General features: G+C 33.7%; 24 protein-coding genes. 14 read left to right on the top strand and 10 right to left on the bottom strand.

Annotated elements, in window-relative coordinates; translation table 11 throughout:
* Window positions 1-45 precede the first annotated feature (45 nt).
* On the top strand, window positions 46-1,209 hold the full coding sequence (locus tag IEV50_RS07180; protein ID WP_188412560.1) for a Shedu immune nuclease family protein: 1,164 nt from the start codon (window positions 46-48) through the stop codon (window positions 1,207-1,209).
* A gap of 373 nt (window positions 1,210-1,582) precedes the next feature.
* A complete protein-coding gene (locus IEV50_RS07175) occupies window positions 1,583-2,449 on the top strand; it encodes a glycoside hydrolase family 25 protein (protein WP_188412559.1) in 867 nt (288 codons plus the stop codon).
* Window positions 2,450-2,647: 198 nt separating this feature from the next.
* Here IEV50_RS07175 and IEV50_RS07170 read toward each other — a convergent pair whose 3' ends face one another.
* The gene (locus tag IEV50_RS07170; protein ID WP_188412558.1) at window positions 2,648-3,745 is read right to left on the bottom strand and encodes a mandelate racemase/muconate lactonizing enzyme family protein; all 1,098 of its coding nucleotides are present in this window, start codon (window positions 3,743-3,745) and stop codon (window positions 2,648-2,650) included.
* A 396-nt stretch (window positions 3,746-4,141) separates the two neighbouring features.
* The gene (locus IEV50_RS07165; protein WP_188412557.1) at window positions 4,142-4,789 is read right to left on the bottom strand and encodes a PDDEXK nuclease domain-containing protein; all 648 of its coding nucleotides are present in this window, start codon (window positions 4,787-4,789) and stop codon (window positions 4,142-4,144) included.
* Window positions 4,790-4,917: 128 nt separating this feature from the next.
* On the opposite strand from IEV50_RS07165, the gene IEV50_RS07160 reads away from it, so the two are divergent.
* The 10 genes from IEV50_RS07160 to IEV50_RS07115 all read left to right on the top strand — a co-directional run bounded on the left by IEV50_RS07160 (window position 4,918) and on the right by IEV50_RS07115 (window position 13,978).
* A complete protein-coding gene (locus tag IEV50_RS07160; RefSeq protein WP_188412556.1) occupies window positions 4,918-6,927 on the top strand; it encodes a thioredoxin domain-containing protein in 2,010 nt (669 codons plus the stop codon).
* Window positions 6,928-7,321: 394 nt separating this feature from the next.
* On the top strand, window positions 7,322-8,491 hold the full coding sequence (locus IEV50_RS07155) for an ImmA/IrrE family metallo-endopeptidase (RefSeq protein WP_229746664.1): 1,170 nt from the start codon (window positions 7,322-7,324) through the stop codon (window positions 8,489-8,491).
* On the top strand, window positions 8,475-9,050 hold the full coding sequence (locus IEV50_RS07150) for a DUF4411 family protein (protein WP_188412555.1): 576 nt from the start codon (window positions 8,475-8,477) through the stop codon (window positions 9,048-9,050). Before IEV50_RS07155 ends, IEV50_RS07150 begins: the two co-directional genes overlap by 17 nt.
* Window positions 9,051-9,235: 185 nt before the next feature.
* Window positions 9,236-9,805 (top strand): Crp/Fnr family transcriptional regulator, encoded by a 570-nt coding sequence (locus IEV50_RS07145; RefSeq protein WP_188412554.1) that lies wholly within the window; start codon window positions 9,236-9,238, stop codon window positions 9,803-9,805.
* A gap of 79 nt (window positions 9,806-9,884) precedes the next feature.
* On the top strand, window positions 9,885-10,238 hold the full coding sequence (locus IEV50_RS07140; RefSeq protein WP_188412553.1) for a YciI family protein: 354 nt from the start codon (window positions 9,885-9,887) through the stop codon (window positions 10,236-10,238).
* An 11-nt stretch (window positions 10,239-10,249) separates the two neighbouring features.
* On the top strand, window positions 10,250-10,666 hold the full coding sequence (locus IEV50_RS07135; RefSeq protein WP_188412552.1) for a hypothetical protein: 417 nt from the start codon (window positions 10,250-10,252) through the stop codon (window positions 10,664-10,666).
* A 248-nt stretch (window positions 10,667-10,914) separates the two neighbouring features.
* Entirely contained in the window at window positions 10,915-11,460 is a 546-nt protein-coding gene (locus IEV50_RS07130; RefSeq protein ID WP_188412551.1) for a hypothetical protein, read from the top strand.
* A gap of 107 nt (window positions 11,461-11,567) precedes the next feature.
* A complete protein-coding gene (locus tag IEV50_RS07125) occupies window positions 11,568-12,611 on the top strand; it encodes a ligand-binding sensor domain-containing protein (RefSeq protein ID WP_188412550.1) in 1,044 nt (347 codons plus the stop codon).
* 131 nt (window positions 12,612-12,742) lie between these two features.
* Complete coding sequence (locus tag IEV50_RS07120) at window positions 12,743-13,081, top strand: TfoX/Sxy family protein (protein WP_188412549.1); 339 nt, start codon at window positions 12,743-12,745, stop codon at window positions 13,079-13,081.
* A gap of 390 nt (window positions 13,082-13,471) precedes the next feature.
* On the top strand, window positions 13,472-13,978 hold the full coding sequence (locus tag IEV50_RS07115) for an FKBP-type peptidyl-prolyl cis-trans isomerase (protein WP_123204087.1): 507 nt from the start codon (window positions 13,472-13,474) through the stop codon (window positions 13,976-13,978).
* Between the two features lie 81 nt (window positions 13,979-14,059).
* On the opposite strand, the gene IEV50_RS07110 is transcribed toward IEV50_RS07115, so the two are convergent.
* From IEV50_RS07110 to IEV50_RS07090, 5 genes are all read right to left on the bottom strand, one after another.
* Complete coding sequence (locus IEV50_RS07110; RefSeq protein ID WP_188412548.1) at window positions 14,060-15,340, bottom strand: hypothetical protein; 1,281 nt, start codon at window positions 15,338-15,340, stop codon at window positions 14,060-14,062.
* On the bottom strand, window positions 15,333-15,917 hold the full coding sequence (locus IEV50_RS07105; protein WP_229746663.1) for an RNA polymerase sigma factor: 585 nt from the start codon (window positions 15,915-15,917) through the stop codon (window positions 15,333-15,335). Before IEV50_RS07105 ends, IEV50_RS07110 begins: the two co-directional genes overlap by 8 nt.
* 123 nt (window positions 15,918-16,040) lie before the next feature.
* On the bottom strand, window positions 16,041-16,742 hold the full coding sequence (locus IEV50_RS07100) for a DUF4397 domain-containing protein (protein WP_188412547.1): 702 nt from the start codon (window positions 16,740-16,742) through the stop codon (window positions 16,041-16,043).
* Between the two features lie 107 nt (window positions 16,743-16,849).
* A complete protein-coding gene (locus IEV50_RS07095; RefSeq protein ID WP_188412546.1) occupies window positions 16,850-17,506 on the bottom strand; it encodes a hypothetical protein in 657 nt (218 codons plus the stop codon).
* Window positions 17,507-17,583: 77 nt separating this feature from the next.
* Window positions 17,584-19,206, bottom strand: coding sequence for an ABC-F family ATP-binding cassette domain-containing protein (locus IEV50_RS07090; RefSeq protein WP_188412545.1), 1,623 nt, complete (start codon window positions 19,204-19,206; stop codon window positions 17,584-17,586).
* 1,159 nt (window positions 19,207-20,365) lie between these two features.
* On the opposite strand from IEV50_RS07090, the gene IEV50_RS07085 reads away from it, so the two are divergent.
* Both IEV50_RS07085 and IEV50_RS07080 read left to right on the top strand, forming a co-directional pair.
* Entirely contained in the window at window positions 20,366-20,941 is a 576-nt protein-coding gene (locus IEV50_RS07085; RefSeq protein ID WP_188412544.1) for a nitroreductase family protein, read from the top strand.
* Between the two features lie 147 nt (window positions 20,942-21,088).
* Complete coding sequence (locus IEV50_RS07080; RefSeq protein WP_188412543.1) at window positions 21,089-21,541, top strand: 3-oxoacyl-ACP synthase; 453 nt, start codon at window positions 21,089-21,091, stop codon at window positions 21,539-21,541.
* Window positions 21,542-21,603: 62 nt separating this feature from the next.
* Here the strand turns inward: IEV50_RS07080 and IEV50_RS07075 are convergent, their stop codons facing one another.
* Genes IEV50_RS07075 through IEV50_RS07065 form a run of 3 tightly spaced genes read right to left on the bottom strand, consistent with a single transcriptional unit; the run spans window position 21,604 to window position 25,067 of the window.
* On the bottom strand, window positions 21,604-22,773 hold the full coding sequence (locus IEV50_RS07075; RefSeq protein WP_188412542.1) for an RsiV family protein: 1,170 nt from the start codon (window positions 22,771-22,773) through the stop codon (window positions 21,604-21,606).
* Between the two features lie 39 nt (window positions 22,774-22,812).
* Complete coding sequence (locus IEV50_RS07070; protein ID WP_188412541.1) at window positions 22,813-23,694, bottom strand: polysaccharide deacetylase family protein; 882 nt, start codon at window positions 23,692-23,694, stop codon at window positions 22,813-22,815.
* Between the two features lie 11 nt (window positions 23,695-23,705).
* Window positions 23,706-25,067, bottom strand: coding sequence for a M1 family aminopeptidase (locus IEV50_RS07065; protein WP_188412540.1), 1,362 nt, complete (start codon window positions 25,065-25,067; stop codon window positions 23,706-23,708).
* Window positions 25,068-25,105 lie beyond the last annotated feature (38 nt).

Genomic DNA, 25,105 nt, shown 5'->3' with positions numbered 1-25,105 from the left:
GAAACAAACAATCAGTCTTACAGAAATTGATAAAACGAAAATTGCATGATAGATAATACTCCACAAACTGACTTTGACTTCTATCAAATTCGCAAAGAAGGTAAAATCTACATAAGTAAAGCATTTAAACTTTCTCAAAATTCTACAGATACCAGAAATGTGAAAATTGTTTTTGAGGATTCTAATATTGTTATTGCCGGAGAAATAAATGGAATACTTACGTTAAGACAGTCAACGAAAAAGAAACAGCAAGTTTTAGTTCTTGTGAGCCAAGAGGATAAACAAATCAAGCGACTAACACTTCAACGCTTTGACGAAAACAAATCAGGAGATTTTAAAACAACAAACGAACATACCTTTACTTTTAGAGGAGATGAATTTCAAAAATTACTTGCATTCTTAAAATCAATTGAATTCATTGATTTTTCAAATAAAGATAATTTTCAAATTGAAGATTTATCTTCTAATAATGGTAATAAAGCACTAATTGACAGTAGCGAAAAAGCCATTATTAAAGTTCTTAAAAACACATATGGTTCAGAAAGAATTTCCCTTCTAAACCAGATTAAAAATAATCTTACAAAACAAGATATCGATATTTTGTTGGGTAGAAAGGATGCATTGGAAGTGTTCAAAAATCAACTAAACAATCTTGAATGGAGCGAAACTGATTGGCAAAAATTCTTTGATAGCCAAAAATGGATATTTGGCTATGGACTTGATTACAGAATGATGACACAGTTTGATCGAGAAATGAACTTAACTTCTGTGGGTACCGACAATAAGGAAAAAGTAATAGTTGATTTTTTGATGACTTTTAAAGATTTCACTGTTACAGTAGAAATCAAAAAACCAGACACACAAATATTTGACAAAACAAAAAACAGAAGTGGAACCTGGAGTTTAAGTAAGGGTTTTATCGACGCTGTGACTCAAGTATTGGAACAAAAAGCAGAATGGTGTATACTTGGACAGAACTCAAACAATTACAATAAAGTAGGAGATAGAAAACTTGCACAAAGAACTAAAGATGCCAAATCTATTTTATTAATTGGTAATAAATCAGAATTTAACGACATAGAAAATGTTAGAATAAGAGAGATTAAACTTGATACTTTTGAGTTATTTCGTAGGGATTCAAGAAACATAGAAATCCTAACATATGACGAACTATTTGAACGAGCGAACTTTATTGTAAATCAACAATAAGATTAGCAATCAATCACAAGGATTGGTAAATGACAAAACGGAAAAACAGAAAGCTTAATATCGCAACGACAGAAAAGATACATTTACCCATAACAGCAAATTTGTGTAAAAATGGCTGACGGTGGTTAAATCAAGTTTTGTGCTTCTATCAAAGCTTGTGCTTGGTTGACAGTTTAGTGCTTCGAAATCGCCAACTTCTTGTAGCTGCAAAACTTTAATATTTTAAACCTTAATTTCCCACAAATCCTTAGACTCCGCTCAGGAGGAAAAGATAAATTATTCTTAGATAAATCTATAATTGGAAAGTGGTTCAGAGAACAATGTCTTTCCATTTCCCCTCAATTTTCCTCAACTTAGCGGCATCAAATAAAATATGCCGCCAGAGAAAAGAATACCAATTGTTAAGAAACCTTCAGCCAGAAAAACGGTACCTCGAAAGAAAAAGCCTAAACCATTTCCTACGCAGTGGAAAGTAGCCATTGCAGGTTTACTACTAATTTTACTCTCTCCATTTTATTACGGTTATGTAGTAAAGGGTTTTGTCGGTGCCTGGCGATGGGTTACAGATTGGGGGCAAGATCCGGAATATAGAACTTATTATAGTTTCGACATAAAAATCCCTAAAAAATATGCTATTCATGGCATTGATGTTTCTTACTATCAGGGTAAAATAAACTGGCAGAAAGTTAAGGCCATGAAAGAGGACGAGGTCAGTATTCGCTTCGCTTTTATAAAAGCAACTGAGGGTATTTTGCTGGTTGATCCATATTTTCAACGGAACTGGCGTGAGGCACCAAAGGCTGGGATTATTTGTGGTGCATATCATTTCTTCAGACCAAAACGCGATGGAAAAACCCAGGCTAAATTCTTTTTACAGGTTGTTAATATCGAAAAAGGCGATTTGCCACCAGTTGTTGATGTAGAAAGTTTGGATGGCGTTTCACCTTTAAAAATGAGGGCAGAGCTTTCTGATTTTCTGAATTATGTGGAAATGAAAACAAAGGTAAGACCTATTATTTATACCGGATTAAAGTTTTATGAAGATTATTTAGAAGGTGATTTTGAAGATTATCCACTTTGGATTGCTCATTATTATCAACCTAAGCTGCGTTTAGACAAAAGCAAATGGAAATTTTGGCAACACTCTGATAAAGCCAAAATCAATGGAATTGGTCATGTGGTAGATTTTAATGCCTTTAATGGAGATAGTACTGATCTTGCAAGAATGCTCGTTCGGTAAGGTTATTAGTTGGTTAGTTTTTAGTTAATTCGTTTTTTGGTTGGTTAGTTTTTTTGTGGAATAGTTTGTTGATTTTTAGCAAACTGAAAAAAGTACAACATATAAATTTTGATAGTTAAATGAAACACGCTAACACAAATTATACAATGTACCAATGACCAATAAACTAAAAAACAAATCAACCAACAAACCAGTGAACTATACCATCCAACTTTCGCATTGCTCTAAGAAAAATTCATCCGCTTCTGCGCCAATACCTGGCGTTTCCGGAACATCTAAAAAATAACCGTTGTAAGTTAATCCGTCAACAACCGGGTCAACCAAATGGCCAAGTAGGGCGGTGTCTAAGTCAAAAAATATAACATTAGGACTTGCTAACGCAAAATGAAGGTTTGCGCTTAAGGCAATTCGACTTTCGAGCATACTTCCAATCATGCATTTTACTCCTGTTTGCAAGGCTTCTTCATGGATTTTTTGCGCTTCTAAAATTCCACCGGATTTCGAAAACTTGATGTTTAGGTAGGTTGTAGATTGGCTGTTAATTAACTTTCGGGCATCATGGTGGTTGTAGCAACTTTCATCGGCCATCAACTTAATTGGTGAATTTACATTCAATTCTGGTAATTTATCATCGTACCAGGTACGCATGGGTTGTTCGCAAAATTCGATATTGTATTTTTCCAGTTCACCCAGAGCAAATAAGGCATCATCAAAACTCCAGCCCTGGTTGGCATCTAAGCGTAAAATCATTTCATCACCAACGGCTGCACGAATCTTTTTTACCCTTTCAATATCATCATTAATACCTTTGCCTAATTTAATTTTTAAAATCCTGCATCCTTTGCTTTGATATTTTAAGGCAGTCGCAGCCATTCCATCTGGAGAATCAATACCAATCGTCATATCAGTTTCTATGCTTCTTTTTGTACCACCAAGAAATTTGTATAGTGGCAGGCCCGCATCTTTAGCTGCAATATCAAATAAGGCCATATCAAAAGCACTCTTTATGGTATTATTATGGTCAGCATAACCCAACAAATCATTCATCCGTTCAGGAATTTCCAAAGGATTTTTGCCTTTTAAAATCGCGGCAAAATCTTTCGCCATTGCAATGCAGGTTTCCTGCGTTTCGCCGACAATCATCGGAAAAGCCGAACACTCTCCAATGCCGTGGATACCAGAATCCGTATATATTCTAATCAGCACATTTTGGGCAAAATGCATGGTTCCGGTTGCAATAACGAATGGTTCCATCGGGATGCTGAAGCGGTATATTTCGGTATGGGTGATTTTCATGTTTATTGTTTTTCTAATTCAAAAGGTTGTCTATCTATTTCTATTAAATCCTTTATTTGGAAGCTTAATTAAGGATCGTAATTAATATTTTATAAAATTAGCATTTCCTTCTAACTAAGCCAAAGCAATGAATCTTCGTTTACCTTAAATCCGGCCTAACAAATTTTTGGGAATGCATTGTCAATGCCTTACTACTTGCTTTAAAACAAAAATTTTCAGCTGGCAATTTTTGTTACTTTTTGTTGTCAAAAAGTAAAAAGCCTGTCCGGCTAGGACAATAATAATTATGTCCATCATATTAATTTCATAAAATAAATTGTGCCAAAGCATTAACCTATTGATAATTTATTAGTTAAAATTTCAACTGTTTCTAAATCAATAAAAAAATCAGAAGTATCAGTTACAATGTGTTGTTGCCTGGCTACGAAAGCAAAACCTTTCCCAAAACTCTAACAAGAATTTCTGAATGTGGTCTATGATAGAGCTTTCTAATTCCCTTTCAGAATTTTTTGCGTTTGTATTTAATCCTAAAAATTCAAAAATATAAGGGTCTTTTAAAAAGTTTTCAATTTCTTGTTGAGAATCTTGTTGAATATTATTAGATACAAGCCTTTCAAATGCAAGCGAATTAATTTGCCTTTGTAATTCTCTACTATTCCAATTTGAGGTGATGGATTCGGATAAATAATAATCGCGTTTTTGCTCAGTTTCCAACCTCGAAAGTAGGCGGTAATGCGTCCAACTCAATTCGTGACGCAATGCGTCACGAATTGGAAAGGCAAGGTAAAATCCCCTGATATTTCTAAGGTTACTTTCATCAAAACCTTTTCCAAACTCCATTGTAAGCAGCTGAGATAGGTTTTTTAATGTCGATTTTCCATAATCAGCTCTTGCTTTGCCTGCTTGTTCATCTTCTACAATAAGTTTTCCAATTTGCCAGTAAGATTCCAGTAAAGCCGAATTTGCAGCACGGAAAACCCTCAAGCGAGATTGAATAATAATATCCTTAATTACACTAAATAAATCACTTTTTGATAGCTCCATAAAAGAAATAGATTTCCATCTAAAATATAAAAACAAAAACTAAAACAAGGCAGCTTTGTAGATTATTAATAGATTTACAATCGCTAAATTTAACTTCTATTATACATCTTACATTTTCCATCATTTACATGTCCGAACCCAACAGTTTAATCAATGCTTCATCGCCATATTTATTGCAACATGCATACAATCCTGTTCATTGGTACGAATGGGGAACCGAAGCATTACAAAAAGCTAAGTCTGAAAATAAGTTACTTTTAGTAAGTATAGGTTATTCTGCCTGCCATTGGTGCCATGTTATGGAACGAGAAAGTTTTGAAAACCATGAAGTTGCTGAAGTTATGAATCAACATTTTATCTGTATAAAAGTAGATAGGGAAGAACGCCCAGATATCGACCAGATTTATATGTATGCCATACAGTTAATGACGGGAAGTGGCGGATGGCCACTAAATTGTATTTGCCTGCCAGACCAGCGTCCAATTTATGGCGGAACTTATTTTAGGAAAGATGACTGGATTAACATACTTGAAAACGTAGCGGGTTTGTGGTCAAACGAGCCGGAGAAAGCAATTCAATATGCAGAGCGATTAACATCAGGAATAAATGATAGTGAAAAAATAGTTGCGGTAGATATTCAGGAAGCCTATACTGAAGCACATTTAATAGAAATTATTGATCCTTGGAAACGCCATTTTGATATCACTTATGGTGGCTATAACCGTGCACCGAAATTTCCTTTGCCAAATAATTGGATATTTCTGCTGCGATACGGTTTTCTAAAAGATGATGAATCGGTTTTTACGGCTGTTTGTCACACTTTAGAGGAAATGAGCAGAGGCGGAATTTACGACCAGATTGGGGGAGGTTTTGCCCGATATTCTGTTGATGATAAATGGCATGTTCCTCACTTCGAGAAGATGCTTTATGATAATGCGCAGCTGGTAAGCTTATATGCAGAAGCCTATCAATGCACAAAATTCGACTCCTTTAAACGAACTGTTACAGAAACTATTGATTGGGTTTTTAGAGAAATGACATCAGGTGATGGCTTATTTTATGCTGCTTTGGATGCCGATAGCGAAGGTGTTGAAGGTAAGTTTTACGTATGGGATAGAACAGAGTTCGATGAAATAATGGGTGATGATGCCAAAATAATTGGTGAGTATTACAACATTACCGAAGATGGAAACTGGGAGGAGGAGCAAACCAATATATTGCGTAAAACCATATTAGATGATGATTTAATTGCTACGTACGGAATAGATGCTGAAACACTTTACAATAAAGTAAAATCTGAGAAGGCTAAATTGCTTGAGGTTAGAAGCAAAAGAATCAGACCAGGTTTAGATGATAAATGTTTAACGGCCTGGAATGGAATGATGATTAAGGGTTTGGCTGATGCGGCAACCGTTTTAAACCATGATTTATATTATGAAAAAGCCGCAGAAGCAGCAAAATTTATTTTAGCTAATTTAAAAACAGAACAAGGTGGATTGTATCGAAATTATAAAAATGGTAAAGCCTCTATTATCGGCTTCTTAGATGATTATGCTTTTTTAATTGATGCATTAATTGCCTTATATGAATATGATTTTGATGAAAAGTGGCTCAATGAGGCAAAAGCCCTTAGCGATTATGTATTGGAAAACTTTTCGGATACAGATTCGCCGATGTTTTTTTATACCTCAGCAGAAAGTGAAAGTTTAATTGCTCGTAAACACGAAGTGATGGATAATGTAATTCCGGCAGCGAATTCTGTAATGGCTCAAAACCTTAAAAAACTGGGCTTATTTTTTGATTTAGAAAGCTACAGTGCAAAAGCTGCTGAAATGCTTGCTTCGGTTCATCCTAAAATAAAAACGTATGGTTCTGCCTATTCAAATTGGTCCATTCAATTGCTTAACGAAGTTTATGGCATAAACGAAATTGCCCTAACAGGTTTAGAAACTGATGTTGTTAAATTGGAATTAAGCAATCATTATATTCCAAATAAAATTTTATTGGGCGGAACAGAAAGTACGTTGCCGCTGCTTAAAGGTAAGCAAAGCAATGATACTAAAATTTATATCTGCCGAAATAAAGTATGCCAATTGCCGGTTAAAACTATTGAGGAGGCTTTAGGGTATTTGGAATAGAAAAATTTAATTAAAAAACTGTAAATCATTTATTTATTATAATATTTTCTACTTGCCATTCATGGTTTTATCAGATCATTTAAATATTGTATACCCACTTTGAATTGTGCTTTTTAGTTTATAGTTTAGTGTGAACTAAATTAATAACCCCATACGCTCAAAATTCTTCGAAATCAATAATTGGTTAACTATGAGTCTCCGTTTATAACGTTTAACTATTTATGAAGTGTATTCAAAATACCTAATAGAAATAGCGAATATAAGCATTTGAACATTGTTTTAGGTGTTTATAGTTGCGGATATTTGAGAGTTAGGTGCAATTTTTTCGAACCACCGTACATTAAAAGACAACTAAAAATTTGAGTATATTTGTAAATAAATTAAAGATGAATTCTTGAAAGTTGAACAAAACATAGAAAAGCTAAAGTACTTACTGACACTGTTAAAAATGTCGGTTGAAGAACTATTACCTTTAATAAGTGAAGGTTTGACTAAGCCCATAACAAAAGAACAAATATTAAGTCCAAATATTGAACTTGGACACCTTAAAAGAATTGATAAAGTTTTTAATAAAGGTATTCATTACTATTTAGACCCTAAATCACCTGAAGTTTCTAAAGATGCAAGTATATTTTTTAGAAAGACAAAATTTGATGTTAATTTAAGTTTAGGTGCAAGAAAGATTGTAAATCATTTTGAAGAATTTAAAATCTCCTTATCTGCCATTGCGGAACTATCAGACATAAAGTTTGATAGAACATTACCTGTTTTTACGCTTAATAGCAACCCAAAAAATGTAGCTACAGAAATACGAAAATTGGTAAATCCCGAATTTAAAATCAAGGATAAAGATTTTCTAACCGAGCTAATAGAAAAACTTGCAGAAAAAAATATTTTAGTATTTGAGTTCGTAGAAACTTGGAATAAAAAAGAAAGAGCAAATATTGATGGCTTTTTCCTTAAACCTAATGTAATTGTATTAAAACGTCAACAAATTTCTTTTAAAAGAGAAATATTTACAATTGCACACGAATTGGGACATTATCTTTTAAATGAAGAAGAAATAGACCAAATTGATTATCAAGACTTCGTTAATCAAAAATTATCAAGAATTGAAACTTGGTGCAATGATTTTGCCTTCCATTTTCTAAGTGGCGAATTTCAAAAAATAATTGAAACAATCGATAATTCAACTGCCAACAATGATTATAATATTGACCTAATTCAATCCATTTCAGAAAAGACGCATTTAAGTAGAATTGCGATTTTCACAAAGTTACTCTTGCTAAATAAAATCAGCCCAGCAAATTACAATAAAGTAAAAGTTAGTTTTGAAGATGATTTTAGAATTAAAAATGAAGAGCTAAAAAAGAAAAGGGAATTAGACAAACAGAACGGAATTAATCCGGGTGGTTCAACACCAATACCAATTAAATCGCCATTATTAGTATCAACAATTCAAACTGCATTTTATGAAGGTGTAATTAATGAATACGAATTGTGTAAAAAGCTAAACATAAAACCCGATAAAATAGGTAGTTTCATCTATGAAAGTAGTAATTGACACCAGCTCTTTATTGTCGTTGGTTCGGTATTACTTACCATTTGACAAGAAAACAATTTTATTTGAAGCAATTAAATCAAAAATTGTAAATGGGGAAATCTTGGTTATTGACAAGATAATTGATGAGTGTGCCTATACATCAAAAGGAATTGTTTTGACTTCACTTACGTTTTTAACTGACAAGACTTTTAATAAAACGAACAAACTTCCATTAAATACTGAATTTATTCTACCACCTGCACCTGCTAAATTTTATAGACAAGTTGACAACCAATTTGTAAATGGAGTTCAGAAAAACCGCTTAACAGAAACGCAATACGACTCAGTAAAAAATGATTTTATGAATTCGGCTGATATGAAATTAATTCTGACAAGCCTAACTCTCATAAAAGATAATCCAACCGAAGATATTTTCCTCGTAACCGAAGAAACAGAAGTCAGTAATGACAATAAAGTTTTCAAAAAAATACCTTTAATTTGTTCGCAATTGGGCATTCAGACAATAAATATTCAACAGCTTGTCGACAAATTTGACGGAATAAGTTTCGAGATAAAATAAAACGGCACACAACAACAGTTTGGCAAAATGGCGGGTTTTGTGCTAAATTTGACAGCCGCTCTTCGATTGAACTTTTGTGCAAAACTGAACATTTCTGCTTCGATATTCTCGCTATCGTAAAGTAGCGAAACGTTATATGGCATTTTAAAACGACCCCGAAAGCAAATATCAACGACATAAAATAAATGATAGAAGTTTTAAGGAAACACATCACAACCAGACTTGGTAATGACCTTGACCATTTGGACGAGGTGCTTTCTTCATTTAAACACATCTCGACTAAACGAAACGAGCAACTTTTACAGCAAGGTAATATTTGCAAAAACGTTTACTTTATTGCCAAAGGTTGTTTACAGGTTTACGTTCACGATAAAGACCTTAACGAAACCACAAGGGACATTGTTATTGAAGACAATTGGTGTTCAGAACTTTTGAGTTTTGGAAGCGGCAAACCTGCAACAGAAAACGTTAGGACCGTTGAGCCTTGCGAGCTTTTTGCAATTGACAGAAAATCATTTCAAACAATGATGGAAACTGTTCCTCAGTTTGATAAAGTATATAAACAAATCCTTGAAGCATCTTATGCCAACTCTGTTTATCGCATTAATACTTTTGTTTCATTGACGGCATTTGAAAGAATAAAGTGGCTAATGGAATACCGACCATTGTTAATGACCAGACTTTCAAGCAAACTCATCGCTTCTTATTTAGGCATCAACAAAGACGTTTTCAGTCGACTAAAAGCCAAATTGTAAAACATCGACTTTTGTCATCGCTCACAGAAACTTAATAGCTGAATTTTGCTTCATCATTCACAAATTAAATTTCAACACAATGACAGAATACTTATTATTGTTCCGCAACGCAAGTGCCGAGAATGGCTACTTGACTACTTCACAAGACATGGCTGAAGATATGCCCAAATGGCAATCGTGGATCGGCAATATCGCAATGCAAGGTAAGCTAATGCATACTGCACCCATTCGCTACGATGCTTCAATTGTAAAAAATAACGAAGTTACAGTTGGTCCGCACAAAGAAATAGACAGTGTTTTAGTTTCTGGTTTTTTAATCTGCAAGTCTGACAATTTAGAAGAAGTTGAAGAATGGAGCAAGACTTGTCCAATACTTAAATATCCAAACAGTTCGGTAGAAATCAGACCACTTATTCCATTTCCAACCAATTAAACTTTACTAAAATGGATAAAATTTTAAACTTAGGAAAATACATTTTTCCACTTTCGTTTTTATTGTATGTTGGGTTGCACCTTGGAAAACCAGAAGTGGGCGCTTCTTTCGTGCCTGACTATATTCCTTTTCCTTATTTTTGGAACTACTTCACTTTGGTTTGTATTCTTCTATTTATTGTAAGTGCTGTACTAGGCAAATACGACAAATTAGCTTATTCGTTAATGGCATTATACGTAATATTAATGGCTATTTTGGTTCACTTGCCACGAGCAATGGGACACGAATTAGGTACAGAAAATATGGCAGCAGATATAGCAAGAGAAAAAGAATTGGAAATGGTCAATTTTTTCAGAAACATAATGGTAACAGGTGCATTATTGGCTTTTGCAAAATTTGTAGCGAAAGACAAAAGTGTAATCGGTTAAGTGCAAAAGCAAATCAATTTTAAGTCGGGATAATTATGTTCCGACTTTTTGTATTTTAGCTTAGTGGAAAAAGAAGCATATATTCCCAATAGCAGCTGCAAGAAATTGGTGGTTCAGTGATTATAATAAAGGTTTTTGTTTCTCATTAAGTTCGTGATGACAGTCAGTTTGCGGTTTCAAAATCCCGTCTTCGCAAGGCCGCAAGCCCTTGGCAAATATATTTTGAGCGAAATCGTTAATAAGAAGAAATGAAAAAAAATAAATTTTTAAAATATATCATTTTGCCTCTAATTGGATTGCTTTGTTCTTGCGCATCAATAAAAAAATACGAAGAAAGCGATTTAAAAGAAATCAGAAATGTAAAAGAAATTGAAGGAGAATATGAAAATAAATCTTTTGAAAATGAAAATTTAAAATATACAAGTATTAAAAGTTACATAGACTTTCGAAACAGGGTCAAGAATACAAGTGAAATTAAAAGTGTGAAAATTTTAATTTTAAATGATAAAAAAATTCAATTTACATTCAAAACTGAAAACGGAAATGAAAGCAATTATGAAACAGAATATAAATTATCGGCAAATGGACTAATATTTTTAAAAAACAAAAATTTTAGGTTAACAGGTTTACCTTATATTTTTGGTGGTTATCAGATTAACAAAACGGAATTAGGCTTAACAAAAGAAAATCAATTGATTTTAAACGGCGTGAAAGTTGACGAAGGTGCAGTTTTAATAATTTTACAAGCGTCTTTTCCTAAAACTAATTTTAGAAATAGATATAACAGAAAATAATACGTTTGCCAACATGGGCTTGACAAAATTACGCCCTTCTTGTGCTTCGATTTACGCCATATCACCAGGCCGTAGCCATTGTGCGTCACAGAAAAAATATCGTTAGAATGAACGTAAAACCAAAATGGAAAAATACATGTCTGCTTTGCTGCACATTTTTGATTGTCGTAACAATTTCTTGTAATAAGCAAAGTGCCATAAGATTAAAATACACAACCGGAGTTCGTTCAATTTTAGAAGATAGTAAAGGAAATATTTGGTTTGGTAGTTACAACGAAGGGGTATGTTTGCTTCATAATGGGAAGCTTCAATATTTCACAACAAAAAACGGCTTAAGTGATAACCAGGTAAGGAATATTTATGAAGATAAAAATGGCATTATCTGGCTTGAATGTGGAAGAGGATTGAGTACTTATAATGGCCAGGAAATGGCTACTTATAAAGAACGAGATTACAGTTCAAAGCACGAATGGACGTTAAATGAAAGTGATCTTTGGTTCAAAGGTGATAAAATTGAGGGCTACAATAAACTTGAAGCGTACCCGGGCGTGTATCAATATGACGGACAAAAGCTTTCCTATCGTTTGTTTCCTGTTACACCTAAACCCGGAGATGGGTTTAAATATTACATTTCAACATCTTTTGTCAAAGGTAAAAATGGAATCGTTTGGTTTGGAGCTTACGGCGCTGTAATTGGATATAATGGTTCAGGTTTTAAGATACTGGATAATGAATATCTTGGGCTAAACGCAGAAACTGGTGCTTTGCATGTTCGAAGTATAATGGAAGACAGGAAAGGAAATCTTTGGATTGGTAATAATGGAATTGGCGTTTTGAAATATGATGGAAAAAAAGTAGTCAATTTTACCGCACAACATAATTTGAAGAAGGAGTTTACGAAAGGCAATTCTCTTGAAAAAGTTTTTTCGATTGGAGAAGATACTGCAGGAAATATTTGGTTTGGTACTTTAGCTTCTGGTGTATGGAGATATGATGGTAATTCTGTGAAAAATTTTACTAAAGAAGATGGACTTGAAAGTAAACACATTTGGACGATATACAAAAGCAAACAAGGCGAATTGTGGTTTGGAGGAGCAAATTCAAGTGGTGTGTATTGGTTCAACGGAAGTTCTTTCGAAAGAAAATATTAAATAAATTTCGAATGCATAACGTCGATTTGGGCAAATTGCTGATTCGATTCTAAGAAACAAATCAGTGGTTAATCAAACAATAGTTGTTCGCATTAAAATTAATCCATATTTCAAATTAAAGTAAATTATCCATGGCATCAGAGCAGAAATTCGTAGATTTTATCATAGACCAAATTGGTTTTTCAGAACAAGTTACAAGCAAAAAAATGTTTGGTGAGTACGGACTATATTTTGACAACAAATTATTTGCTCTTGTTTGCGACAATAAATTATTTATTAAGCCAACTCAACTGGGAAGAGTATATATCAATGACGTTGTTGAAGCATCACCATATCCAGGAGCAAAACCAAGCTTTTTAATTGAAGAAAAATTGGACGATAGGGAATGGCTAAGAAAATTAATAAAAATTACTGTTGATGAATTGCCAGAACCGAAGCTAAAAAAAATTAAAGCGAAAGACAAAAAGTAGATTTTACTAAGAAGACAAGCCAAGAAAAAGCAACGAACCGCCAATTGGGGTTTGAAAAGTTAGGGCCGACTTGTATAATCCAACAGTAGTTTTCAAGTTGAACTTTAATCATAATACCAGCATTTGTGCTTCGATTTCTTACCCGAATGCAAAGCCCCAAACCGTTAGCGGAGAATGTTGGCGGACACCCTTTTCTTCCAAACTCGCACCGATATTAATTTTTATATCTATTAGCCAACAATTAAACACTTTTTTTGTTAAACTAATAATTAGGCTATCTTTGCGCCACGAGCGTTAAATCAATTAAAAGATATTTGCCGAAATAATTATGCCAGTTGCCGGTTAGTTCTGTTGATAAAGCATTAGAGTATTTACAATAAAACAATTTAAATGAATATTTCATCAAACTCAGTGGTTGCATTAACTTATGAATTGCACACCACTAACGAAGAAGGACAACAAGTTTTTGTTGAAAAAGCTGATGAGCAAAATCCTTTAGTATTTTTATATGGTGTTGGCATGATGTTGCCTAAATTTGAAGAGCATTTAACTGGTTTAAAAACTGGCGATGAATATAGCTTCGAATTATCTGCTGCTGATGGTTATGGAGAATTAGATCCTGGTGCATTTGCAGATTTACCAAAAAGCATGTTTACCGAGGCTGGTGGTGAAGTACCAGCAGTTGGAGATGTTATTCCATTGCAAGATAATCAAGGAAATCAGTTTAGAGCTGGTGTAACTGCAGTTCATGATGAAACGGTTGCAGTTGATTTAAATCATCCGATGGCTGGTAAAAATTTAATGTTTGCCGGAACAATTTTAAACGTTCGCGAAGCTACACAAGATGAACTGGCTCATGGTCATGCTCATGGTGCTGACGGTCACTCTGGTCATTAAATAATTATATCTGTCAGTTTTTGTGCTGATAAATTGTAAAACCTTTTCGATTTTTCGGAAAGGTTTTTTTATCTCATATTTCTAAAAATCAAGCTTTAGCCTTAATCCTCCGTTGGTAAGGTTTAAATTATCTTTAGAGAAATCTTTCATTGGTAACCTCAAAAATGGCTCAACAGCAATATGTTTCTTCGATGAAATTTTTTGTTTGTAACCAAGATTAAAATTATAAAAACCTAAATATTTTTCGGGTGCAATTGTGGCTTCACTTTGCTGCTCTGAAACTCTTTCTGTAACAACCTGCATTTTTTGCTCGGCATAACCCATTGTATTTACAACTGTAGTGTTTTGTGCCTGACTAACAATATAATTATTTTGCTGTTTATTGTTGAGAATAGCTAAAGCAGAAACGCCAATTCCAGTATAAAATTTATTGCTGAAATTATATTTTAGCTCAAGCGGAATATTAATGCCACGAACACTTGCATCAACAGATTGAAGACTTCGGTTACTGTTATTAGAACTTGCCAAGGCCATTGCAGATGGTGAATTTTGAGCTGCCCCAAAATCATTTTGTGCGGGGTTACTTGTAGAACTTAATGCTGTATAGGCAACTCCAGAACTAATCGAAAGTTTATTTGCTAGGTTATATGAAAGGGAAAAACCATAATTCATATTTACTTTATTATCATTCCCTATTGCAGGCGCAACAAATATTCCAGGTTCCCATTTTGTATTTCCTTTAGTTTTTTGTGATTTGTTTGTGCTATTGGCATAACTATCTTGCGCTAAAAGTTCTTCAAAAGTGGTTTTTGCTTTCGCTTTCGGCTTTTTCTCGACAACGATTTCAGTTTCATTGGCCTTCGATTTTGGAGCAATTTGTTCTATGTATGTTTTTCCAGCTAATACATTGTTAGGCGATGATTTATCAGAAACTGAAGCTATTTCTACTTCATTTGATGTGATAAATGGATTTTTATTTAAAATGATCTCCTCTTTTTCTATTGATGAAGAAACCGAATTTTGTTCGTTTTTACTGTATAATGAGTTACGCTCCGTTTTTTGAGTTTTAGGTTGTAGTAAAGGAGTTTCTTCTACAGTTGTTGAAGGTTTATCTTCTACTTTTTTATCTACTGCTTTATGTTGATTCACAACGATTTTATCACGCTTAATTTCATTGTTTTGCAGGAAGAATATACTGCCCATAGCTAAAATTATTGCTGCGGCCGACCAAAGTGGCCAGTAAACAATACCTCTTCTTTTCTTTTTTTCGGGCACGCTAAAGCGCTCCCAAGCTCCGGGAGTATATGCCTCTTCATGTGCCTGAAGATTATCCTTTATGTGGTCAATTAATTCTTTATCCATTTTTCTCATACGAATTAACCAATGTTTTTAAATATAAACCCCGCAATTTATTTTTTGCACGGGTTAAATAAACCCTGCTCGAACTTTCGGGTATATTCATCATTTTTGAAATCTCATCGTGTGCAAAGCCTTCAATTTCGTAAAGGTTAAAAACCAGCCGATGTGTTTCAGGTAAATAATTTAACAGTTTCAGAATATCCTGGACATGTAAATCAGATGCAACTGAAACGTGGGTAACAGGATGCTCAGCTTCCGATAAATCATCAACATAAGCCTGGTTTTTTAAGGTTCTAAGTTTATCAATTGCTGTTCTCGAAGCAATTTTGGCAATCCAACCTTTAAATATTTTTTGTAAGTCTGAAGCATTATTCGGTGCTTGAAAACCATCAATACTCTTAAAAATTTTTATAAAGCTGTCATTTACAAGTTCTTCTCCATCATAACTGTTGTTTACATACCTTAAAATAATACCCATTAAATAGCCATAAAATGATTTATACATCATTTCCTTGCAGCTGTTATCATTCCTTTGGCAGCCTTGTATAATTTCCTCAATACTGAGTATTTTTTTTATCAACCTTTAAGAACTTATAGAGATTTGTTAATGATTTGGTGTGGATTGCAATTCTGATGCAAAGTTAATGAAAATGACACCATCCGTTTAACCGGATGATGTCGATTTTCGTTTCATATGTAGGTGTTATTTATTTGTAAGGATGCTTAAGCCAAATTTGGTACTATCTGTTTTACTTTTTAAACCTTTTGCCCAAAGGGTGTAAATTTTGCCAGCTTCAATTTTTGTGTCTGGAAGTGTAGCAGTTACTGCATTGCTTTCTTTAATTTGAAAAGTATAACTTGCTGATGGGTCGATCGAAATGAAAGGAGAAGCTTCTTTATATGCTTTTGCAGTTACTAAAGCTGCATCTTTGCCAACAACAGCTAAATCTAAAGCAGCAGCATCAGGACTTAAATTTATAAATCGAATTTTTGCTTTGCCGGTTTCAGGAGCTTTTAAATCATCTTCAACCACTAAAATTTTTGGAGTTGGCAAAACATCTATCACAAAGGCCGAGTAAAATAAACCCGATTGTAGATTAACATTTGCTGTAGAAATAAATTTGGTTGAATCTTTTTTAGTGATACCGAATAATCTTGAGCCAGGGTAGGCACCGAAATAACCCAAATCATTTGTGTAGTTAAAAGCTTTATTGTTAGCTTTTTGATTATCTACGATAAAATCTAAAGCACCAGTGCCTGGAGAAGCATGTACAAAACCTATACCTGCAACGGTAACGGCATCGTTATTCCAATCTTTTTTACAGGCTGATATAAATATTGTAAATAATAGGAGCGAGCATATAATTTTTGTTGTCGTACTAAATTTTTTCAGATTCGTTTTCATTTTAATGATTTAAGTCAATTTTAAATTAAAATTGGTTAATGGCCATTAACACTTTTTCTGATAAAACGAAGCAGGATAGAAAAACGCTACAGTGTACAAGAATTATTTTAATCGACTGTTAATTTACTTTTAAAAATTAGTCGGCTTGCAACTGGTTTATTGTTAAGATAGGCAGGGGTAAATTCAAAATCTTCGGGGCGTAAATTTTTCAAATCAATATTTATAACTTCTTTTAAATTACCTTCTCCGGTTTCAGTTTCATATTTAACTAGTTTTCCTTCTTCATTTATGTGAAATATCAACTTAACCACATGAATACCAACATATGGTCTAAAACTTTTTGATGGAATATATTCTTTTAATAAAAACCTTAAACCCAAATTAAAACCACCGATTTTAGCAGGATAGATGATTCTATCGCCAGTTTTTAGTCCATCAACTTCGTACAGAATATCCCTTATTGGCTTATTTATTTCAACTTTTTTAGTTGTGTAATTATACACTTGTTCTACTGAATCAGGTCCATCAAAAAAGCGCCATCTGCCATATCGTTCTCCATCTTTGTAAAGGCCAGAAGCTGCGAGATGTTTATTCGCTCTTATTTCCGATTCACCATTTTTTATATATCTTTTAGATTTTAATTCTGTTGCATGTTCTATTAAGCCGCCTCTAATAATTCTATAATATGTTCTGGTAGAATCACTTTTCTGAGCAAAAACAGATAGACAAATAAAGGATAGAATAATGGAGTAGAGCGATTTCATATTAATAAATTTAGATAAAAAAAAAGAGCTTTGAATCAAAATCAAAGCTCTTTCTATAATAATATTTAAAAATGAATTTACGAGTACATTTCTTCTCGAAGCTTTGCAACGTCAGAACTGTTAATGTATTCATCATAAGTCATTAACTTATCTATAGTTCCTTTTGGTGTAATTTCGATAATACGATTTGCAACAGTTTCTGTTAACTGGTGATCTCGTGAAGTAAATAAAATCGTTCCTTTAAAATCTTTCATACCGTTGTTTAGCGCTTCGATAGATTCTAAATCAAGGTGATTGGTCGGTTCGTCAAACATCAACACATTTGCTTGTTGAAGCATCATCCTCGAAAACATACAACGCATTTTTTCTCCACCAGAAAGCACTTTTACATTTTTCAAAACCTCCTCACCAGAAAATAACATACGGCCTAAAAAGCTTCTTACAAACTGCTCATCAGCATCCGTTCCAGAGTATTCACGTAACCAGTCGACTAAATTTTCATTTTTATCAGCAAAATATTCTGCGTTATCGTTTGGTATATCAGCCGTGCTGATGGTAACTCCCCATTTAAATTCACCTTTAAAGTCGGTGTCTCTACCACTTAAAACATCGTAAAATGCTGCGGTTGCCAAACTATTTTGCGATAAAACAGCGATCTTATCACCTTTATTAACCATGAAGGTAACTTTATCGAATAAAATACCGTCGTTGCCAGACTTGCCTAAAGCGTCAACCTGTAAAATCTGGTCGCCTGCATCTCTGCCTGTGTTATTGAAAATAATTGCTGGGTATTTTCTACTTGAAGCTTTAATTTCTGTTATATCAATTTTATCTAAAGCTTTTTTACGCGAAGTTGCTTGTTTAGATTTCGATGCATTTGCACTGAATCTGCGGATAAACTCCTGTAACTCTTTTACTTTTTCTTCGGTTTTTTTGTTTTGGTCGCTACGTTGTTTCAATGCCAGCTGACTAGATTCATACCAGAATGTATAGTTACCAGAGTAGATATTCATTTTCGCGAAATCAATGTCTACAATATGCGTACAAACGGCATCTAAAAAGTGCCTGTCATGGCTTACAACCAATACAATGTTTTGGTAATCAGCTAAAAAATTCTCCAACCATGCAATGGTTTCAATGTCCAAATCGTTAGTAGGCTCATCGAGCAACAAAATATCAGGATTACCAAAAAGCGCTTGTGCCAACAACACACGTACTTTTTGTGTGTTATCTAATTCTTTAAGTAATTTATAGTGATTTTCTTCCGTAATGCCTAAGTTACTCAACATGGTAGCTGCATTACTTTCCATGTTCCAGCCATCTTTTTCAGCGAAGATATTTTCCAATTCGCCAGCACGTTCGCCGTCTTTTTCGGTAAAATCTTCTTTCATATAAATGGCATCTTTCTCCTTCATAATGGCATAAAGTTCTTTATGTCCCATCATTACGGTCTCCAAAACCGTCGATTCATCAAATTCGTGGTGATTTTGTTTTAAAACAGCCATCCTTTCACCAGGCGTAAAAGCAACACTACCTGAGGTTTGGTTTACCTCACCCGATAAGATTTTAAGAAAAGTTGATTTTCCTGCACCATTCGCTCCAATTACACCGTAGCAATTGCCTTGGTTAAATTTAAGGTTAACATCTTCAAAAAGTGTGCGTTTGCCGTAGCGTAGGGAAAGATTAGAAACTGAAATCATACTGTAAATAAATAAGCCGCAAAGATACGGTTAATAGTCCGAAGTCAAAAGTGAATAGTAGGGTAGTATTTTCTTTTATTTGGAAATGAATATTCAGATAAGCTTGGCTTGTACAGTCTCGCTTTCCGTTCTGAAAATTATAAAAGTTTTTTGTTTTGGAAACGAAGGTTAAGTTTTTCATGGCAAAAGCAGCCCTGCTTTCACTGCAATCTTTTTGTGATTGTTCTGCTTCAAATTGAAAGAAATCTGCAACAAAAAGGATTTTCGTTTAATCAGGTTTATTTAACAAAGTTAGAAGCTTTTTAAGATGTTCTTAAAAATAATTGTAAGGTAAGCTCCTCGGTCTGTGTCCTCACAGACCGAAATCGGAATCAATTAAATTTGAGAGATTTTTTTGTTTTGTAAACGAAGGTTCAGTTTTTCATGGCAAAAGCATTCCTGCTTTCACTGCAATCTTTTTGTTATCGTTCTGCTTTAAATTGAAAGAAATCTGCAACAAAAAGGATTTTCGTTTATTCAGGTTTATTTATCAAAGTTAGAAGCTCTTATTGCAATGTCTTAATAAAGGCTTGTAGAAAATTTATATTTAACTCCTCGGTCTGTGTCCTCACAGACCGAAATCAGAATCAATCAAATTTTAAAGGTTTTTTTGTTTTGTAAACGAAGGTTCAGTTTTTCATGGCAAAAGCAGCCCTGCTTTCACTGCAATCTTTTTGTTATCGTTCTGCTTTAAATTGAAAGAAATCTGCAACAAAAAGTATTTTCTTTTAATCAGGTTTATTTAACAAAGTTAGAAGCTCTTATGCAATGTCTTAATAAAGGCTTGTAGGAAATTTATATTTTTATAAATTAACCTTCAAAAACTGGTTATTTATGCAGTACCTAATCAACATAATACGAAATCCAATCGGTGTAATTCAGCGCAAAGCACAGTTGGATAAGAGACGAGCTTACAGAAACAATGGATTTTTTAGTTGATAAAGAAAGTATTGCCTTTTTTGCAAAGGTGAAACAAATAAGAAAGCAGTTGAAGAATACAAAACTTATCAAGCCATTGTAATTAGTAGTTTAATACATCAAAAAGTCACATATTTCTGTTTTAACTATTTTAATAAAGGCTTTCAGCTTTGTTCTTTTAGCTTTTATATATTTTTACCAAATGAGTACTAATTACGAAATTGTATCAAAAATTATAAAAGAGCGACGCAGTATTTTTCCTGCAAGCTACATCAAAAAGGAAATTCCGGTTGAGGTTATTAACCAGATTTTAGAAACGGCAAATTATGCACCAACGCATAAATTAACGCAACCCTGGCGTTTTGTTGTGATAAGAAAAGCTGCGTTGGCCAGGTTGGGTGAGGAGTTGGGTAGGTTATATAAAAACCTGGTTACACCACAGCAGTTTCTACAGAAAAAATACGATAGCTTTGCCGAAAAAACAAGCCAGGCCGATTGCATTATTGCTATTAATATGCAGCTTAGTGGCAAAATACCCGAGTGGGAAGAATTGGCAGCTGTATCTTGTGCGGTTCAAAATATGGCTATAACTGCCGAAAGCTTAAAAGTTGGTGCTTACTGGAGTTCTCCACCACTAATTAATGATTTAGGAGAATTTTTAGGTTTGCAAGAAAACGAAAAATGTATAGGTCTTTTTTACATGGGCTATCATAATGAAAAACCCTGGGAGCCAAATCGAACTTCAATTGAAGAAAAAGTTAGATGGATTGAAGCGTAGCAATTGTATATTGATAAATGTTTTATTGTTATATAGCCATAAGCGTTTGTTAACAATTTAGCAATAAAACAATTTATTCTTAAATCGTTTATTCCAATTATTCATTACCAACTTAAATCAAACATTTACCATTTTCCATCAACAAATATGTCATCTTTAAAATCTCACCTATATAAACTATGCCTTACTTTTATTCAAAATAGAATAGAAAACATCGAGTATTCATTGCAGCAAGCAAGGCAGGCATCAAACGACGATACCAAAAGTAGTGCAGGTGATAAGTATGAAACCACCCGTGAAATGATGCAGCAGGAAATGGATAGAAACAGCAAGCTATTGTATGAGGCTGGCCAGCAGAAAATAGCCTTGCAACTAATAGAAAATGTTGATGCAGCAAAAGAAATTAAAAACGGAAGTTTGGTTTTAACATCTGGCGGAAATTTTTACATCAGCATTAGTGCAGGAGAACTTAATTACGATGGACAAATCTTTTTTGCAGTTTCTCAGGCATCGCCAATTGGAAAATTATTTATTGGCAAGAAAGTAAAAGAAGAACTCAATTTTAACGGAAAGAAATATTTAGTAAAAGATATTTTGTAACTGGACTTTAAATTTACGAAATTTTGCTTTTGCACCCAACCAATAAAAACGAGTAAGTTAAACTATTTTACATCAATTCTCGAAGCAAAAGCAGGTATCAGGTATGGTTTCAGCTCTGAAAAAGGAATAAAAACCACAATCTGACCCTGTGCATAACTTGCAACTTCGTAAGGATTATACATAAAAGCCAGGCCATTATTATTGAAATAAAAGTTCTCATTTGGTTTTAGATAGTCATCAAAAAGAAAACTACTTATTTTATCGCCCAATTTTATATTGTATTGTTTTCTTAAGTTTTTTTCCAGCAAACTTTGAAGCGTATTCGAATCAATTTTAACAATATCATTTAAGGTAAGTTGTTTTTTGTTGAATACATCCAAACAATACATTGTGCTGCTATAATTTCCATGTGCACCACCTGTGTATGCATCGGCAAGGAAATCGATAATCACAAAACCATTATCATTATAAGCTAAAGATTGCTGACTATTATTATCGTAATTCATCCATTGTAAAAATCCTCTGTCTGTATCATTTTCTTGTTGTTCTGCAATTTCACTTTTATAATCAGCAAAGTATTCATCAGCAATTTTTTTGAAACCAATTTCTCTATCAACATTGCCTAATTTAATTCCTGAAATACGTTTAAGCTGGTTGTTTAGCCAATTTCCAGATTCGTCAGCCGCTTTTGGCTTTAAATATTCAAAACTAATTTTAGCAGTTGGTGATTTTGGTTTGTCTGCAAATGCTTTGGTAGAATCCTGATAAATTCCTGCTGAAAAAGCATAACTTCCTACAGGATATTTCTCTTCTAACAAAACAGGATAATTTTTTGATTTATCGCCACTTTCCCATTTTCCTTTAAAGCCTTTGCCTGTCCATTTCAAAGTTAAATGAGGTTGTTTAGCTTCTTTATCAAAATAGTAATCGTAGAAACTATTTTCCAAAAGCACAAGGCTGTCTTTTCCAATTATTGTATCTGTAGTTAGGTTAAGCCAGCTACCATCATAATAATACTCACCATCAAATTCGCCCTTAACTTTTTGAAGGTGCATAACAACCTTTTTTCCGGCAATTGTACCTTCTAATCTTTTGTAAAAATTCTCTGGCAGTTTTGTACTTACACTTGTTGTGCTATCAGAACTTTCATTGCTGCTATTTTCGCTTTTTTTATTATTGCAAGCGCTGAATAGTAGTAATCCAAAAAGGGGAAAAAGAATTGAATTTCTCATAGGATGGGATTAAATCTGATTACTAATTTACAGATGAAACTATGATTTTGTTTTGTTAAAGCTATTATTAATGCTGTAATAAAGATTTTTAGCAGTATATCTCCCTGGGTCGATTATTCTTCGGATGGTATAAAGGGGATAGTTTTCATCTCGTGGTGTTGATAAACTAAACGCTGCTTTAAAACCATGCTCTTTTAATTTATGCAAGCTAGCAGCTTTGTAAACACCATAAGGAAAAGCGAAATATTCAACTTTTTTACCCGTAATTTCTTCGAGCTTTTTTGTTGGCTCATCTATTTGTGTTGTCCAGTCTTCATCTTTAAACTGGGCGAAATTTTTATGATCGTAGGTATGGCTTGCAATGGTATTCCCCTCATTAGATAATTGCTTTATCTGTTCTTTGGTCATATAGTTAATTCGCCCTTTTCTGCCAATTGAAACTGTCATAATGAAATAAACACCTTTATAACCATACTTTTTTAGGGTTGATGCACCAGTAGTAAACTGATCTTCGTCTGTATCATCGAAAGTTATCATAATTGGTTTTTGAGGTAACTTTGCCCCATACACTAGGTAATTATACAGCTGGTCGGGCAAAATGGTATGGAAACCACTATCGGCCAGCATTTTGATATGTTCTTTAAATTTATCAGGCGCTATAATATCATCATGTGCTCTTTTACTGTCGCTGGCGATGTTATTTCTAATTTGATGGTAGCATAAAACCGGAATTTCACGTCGGGCTAGAATCGTTTTATTGTCAGCAGGGTTTGTATTGCCAGAATCAATTTTTGACAATTCTACAGTAGGTTTATCTTTAATTTTTTCTTTTCCTGGTTTAGCTGTACAACCAGCTAAAAATAATCCAAGAAATGTAGTTAATAGGAGGGGATGAGTAGCTGCTTTTAGTTTTCTATTCAAGGTTGTAAAATTTATTTAATCAAATATACTGCGTTTTCAGATAAAATAAAGTCCTTTTCATAAGCATACCATTCCTTTTGGGTAATACCCGATTTCAATGCATTTCTTTTAAAAAATTCGTAATCGGTCAATTCGTTTTTCGTAGTTAAGCAGGTGTTTAAAAACTTAAACATTCGTTTTTCTCCAATCATTTGTTCTAAACCTCTTAATAAAAATGGCCCATAAGCATATCGGTAAGTGCCAGATATGCTGTTCATATCTTTGATGGAATTTAGTGGTACGGCTTTAAAGTTTTTTAATTGCTTGCCTTTACTCTGAAAATATTGAGTTGCGAACTGTTTGCCAAATTTTTCTTCCGCAGCTTTAACAGAAAGATATTCGGCTGTTGATTCTAAAAAAAACCAAAATAAGGTGGAGTTTGGTTGCAAAACATTGCCAAAATAATAGTGACCAATCTCATGCGCAATAAAAGGATAGTCTGTAGAATCTTTCAGTTTCGAGTGTTCTTCATCAACCAAATCACCCAGTTTTAAGCCCGCAAAAGCGATAACCGGAAATGAAACGAAACCCCAGCTTCGGCCTTTGTTAAATTTTTCGACAGGCGAATGTTCAATAAAAACGTTTTTTGTATGGTAAGGAATTTTTAGTGCCTTAAAATAATAAGCTTTCATTTCTGCAATATTTTGCTCAAAAACAGCCAATTGCTTATCATTCATTTCTGTGTTCAGGAATAAAGCACCATTGGTTTTCTGTATGTCGTAGTCACCTGCAAAAAGCATTGGCGCAATCGCTATATCTGATTTAAAGCTTGCAACAGGTCCTGATTTAGGTAAATCTCCGTTAACAAAAATTGTTTTAGCATCTTTACTTGTTACCTGAATATCGTAAGTCATTTGCTCAATAAGCCTGTCGTTTTTAATATCGTAAATTATCGGGTACCATTTAGATTGATCTGTAGCCCGAACAGTTTTACCATTAAAAGCAATTAAGCCTTTAAAATCTATAAAATTTAAAGTATCTGTATAAATTGGAAATGCGCCCGTATAGATTATATGTAGTTGTTTGGGATTTGTTAAGGTGTCCTTTCCTTTTTCAGGAACGTAAATTAAACCTTCTCCACGCATTTTCCCGTTGTAAAAACCACCATAGCTAAGTGTTTTATTTTCAGAATCTTTTATAGCTTTAATGTTGAAACCCTTGTTTAATAAAATCTGATAATCTTTTCCTAAGTCGGGAATATTGCTCAAAACAAAATCGCAGGTAATCTGGCCTGTTGCCATTGCAACATCAACGTTTCCTTTTAAATGGGGCGTTTGACCACGAACATTTAAAAGTAAAAACGTTAATAGTGCTGCAAATAAGTATCTTTTCATACCTGTCGATTTTTCTATTAAATTAATAAAAGTTCAAC

This window comes from Pedobacter mendelii (assembly GCF_014635725.1).
GTDB classification, from domain to species: Bacteria; Bacteroidota; Bacteroidia; order Sphingobacteriales; family Sphingobacteriaceae; genus Pedobacter; species Pedobacter mendelii.
The sequence above is the reverse complement of the archived record's forward strand: the minus strand, read 5'-3'. Positions and strand labels throughout refer to the sequence as shown.